Origin of the sequence: Wolbachia endosymbiont of Nomada ferruginata, from assembly GCF_001675785.1 — a bacterium.
GTDB lineage: Bacteria > Pseudomonadota > Alphaproteobacteria > Rickettsiales > Anaplasmataceae > Wolbachia > Wolbachia pipientis.
Window position 1 is genome coordinate 1 of sequence record NZ_LYUY01000147.1, and the last position, 1,873, is coordinate 1,873.

A 1,873-nucleotide genomic window follows, 5' to 3' on the forward strand; every position below is an offset into this window, starting at 1 on the left:
TGCAAAGTTCTGGTTGGTCATTCTAGAAAGTCATTTATTTCTTCTTTTTCTACAGAACCTGTCTTTAACCGAGATTTAGAAACAATTGCTTTATCATCTGCATTGCACAACAAGGTTGATTTCCTTCGAGTGCATAATGTGCGTGATCATATGCGATTTTTTGTAGCTCAAGCTGCTTTACAGGGATGATAATTATCGGAATTATGGCTGTTGATCCCAAGGGGGTAATTGGAATAAATAATGGATTGCCCTGGCATTATCCAAGTGAGTTAGATCATTTTCGTCAGGTGACTGACAAACAAGTTATTGTTATGGGAAGAAAAACATTTGAAATAGTACCCCAAAACATATTGAAGGATCGTATCCCTGTTGTTTTTTCTCGTAACAAGTTAAGTTCTTGTTTTAATAGAGGTATAAAGTGCACTATTATTTCTTCTATGCAAGAGTTTTTGTCAATCCAAAGTAGTTCTAAAGTCTTTATGATTGGTGGAGCACAAATAGCGCACCTTTTTTTGGAGTATGATCTAATCTCAGAGTTTATCATAACAGAAATTCACAAACCCTATAAAGGTGATGTATATTTCAACTTAACACTTCTTGATGGATGGCATAAAACTATTCTCACCAAAACGAAAGATTATACTATATGTAGGCTAATACGTTAATATGCATGTTAAAGCAATTTATACCCACCGCATTGAATGTGGGGAAGTATTAGAGCAGGTTCTTGATCGCTATGTTTCAGAGTTGCTAGGAGAGGAAGTTGTTCTTGCTATCACATCAAAAATCATTTCAATTTGTCAAAAACGAGTAGTTTATAAAACTGCTTGTTCTAAAGAAGAGCTAATCAAAAGAGAAGCTGATGCAATTGTTGATGTGGCTCATAGTATCTGTTTAACGATTAAGGATAATATCTTAATTCCATCTGCTGGTATTGATGAATCAAATGGTAATGAAATGTATATTTTATACCCAAAGAATGTTCAGAAAACAGCTCTATCAATATGGAACTATCTCAAGACAAAACACTGCATAAAACATCTTGGTATTTTGATTACAGATAGTAACATAACACCTATGCGCCTTGGGGTTACGGGCGTTGCTCTTGGTTGGTGTGGATTTGAACCACTTTATTCCTATATAGGCAAGCCAGATCTTTATAATCAACCACTGCAAGTAACACAAGTCAATCTTCTTGATGCGCTGGCAACATCTGCTGTTTTAGTTATGGGGGAAGGGGCGGAGCAAACACCGATGGCAATAATTAGTGGTGCACCAAAGATTCACTTTCTTACTCGTCCGCCAACTGTAGAAGAAGAAAAAAGTGTTAAGATATCTATGGAAGAAGATCTTTACTCTCCTCTCCTCATGGGAGCCCGTTGGTTAAAGGGTTAAAGAGAAACTTAAAAATTTGCTATTAGACTTCTTACATAACCATATAACATTGGGAATAGAAACAAAAAACTTACTTGACACCCTTCGCCAGCCCCCTTATCATAAAACTGAAGCTATTGTATTTGCTTTCGCCAATCTGCAGATTAAAAGGTAAGGATTACTTAATGTATCGGCGTCTTATGTTTAATTTTTTGCAGTATATAGATACTGTATGTCTTTACAAAACTTCATCTACATCTAGATTTTTATCTAAATAAGCTGAACGCGCTTATAAAGCGTTACAAGACATCAAAAAATGCCAATACTCGACAGAGATAGTAAAAGACTAGCTAACTCGGGGATTCTTTGTCTTTTTTTCTGCTTAGTAAATTTCTTAAACATTTGCAGCGTAAGTTAGTTGCAATTAAAAGCGGCTGAATCTCGCTTGTCAAGCGTTTAAAACATAAAAAACGCCAATATTTTAAAGCGGATAATAACC

General features: G+C 35.5%; 2 protein-coding genes and 1 pseudogene. All 3 read left to right on the plus strand.

The window, feature by feature from the left end:
* Positions 1 to 189 (plus strand): annotated as a pseudogene (locus BA053_RS07895) (dihydropteroate synthase); the annotation flags it as partial.
* On the plus strand, positions 186 to 665 hold the full coding sequence (locus tag BA053_RS06110) for a dihydrofolate reductase (protein WP_065106870.1): 480 nt from the start codon (positions 186 to 188) through the stop codon (positions 663 to 665). The pseudogene BA053_RS07895 and the gene BA053_RS06110, both read left to right, overlap by 4 nt.
* Position 666: 1 nt before the next feature.
* Positions 667 to 1,395 carry a putative folate metabolism gamma-glutamate ligase gene (locus BA053_RS06115; RefSeq protein ID WP_065106871.1) on the plus strand — a complete coding sequence of 243 codons (729 nt, stop codon included), beginning with the start codon at positions 667 to 669 and terminating at the stop codon, positions 1,393 to 1,395.
* Positions 1,396 to 1,873 lie beyond the last annotated feature (478 nt).

Coding starts and splice junctions, on each gene's coding strand:
- BA053_RS06115 (WP_065106871.1), top strand. CDS start 667: ATGCATGTTAAAGCAATTTATACCCACCGCATTGAATGTGGGGAAGTA.
- BA053_RS06110 (WP_065106870.1), top strand. CDS start 186: ATGATAATTATCGGAATTATGGCTGTTGATCCCAAGGGGGTAATTGGA.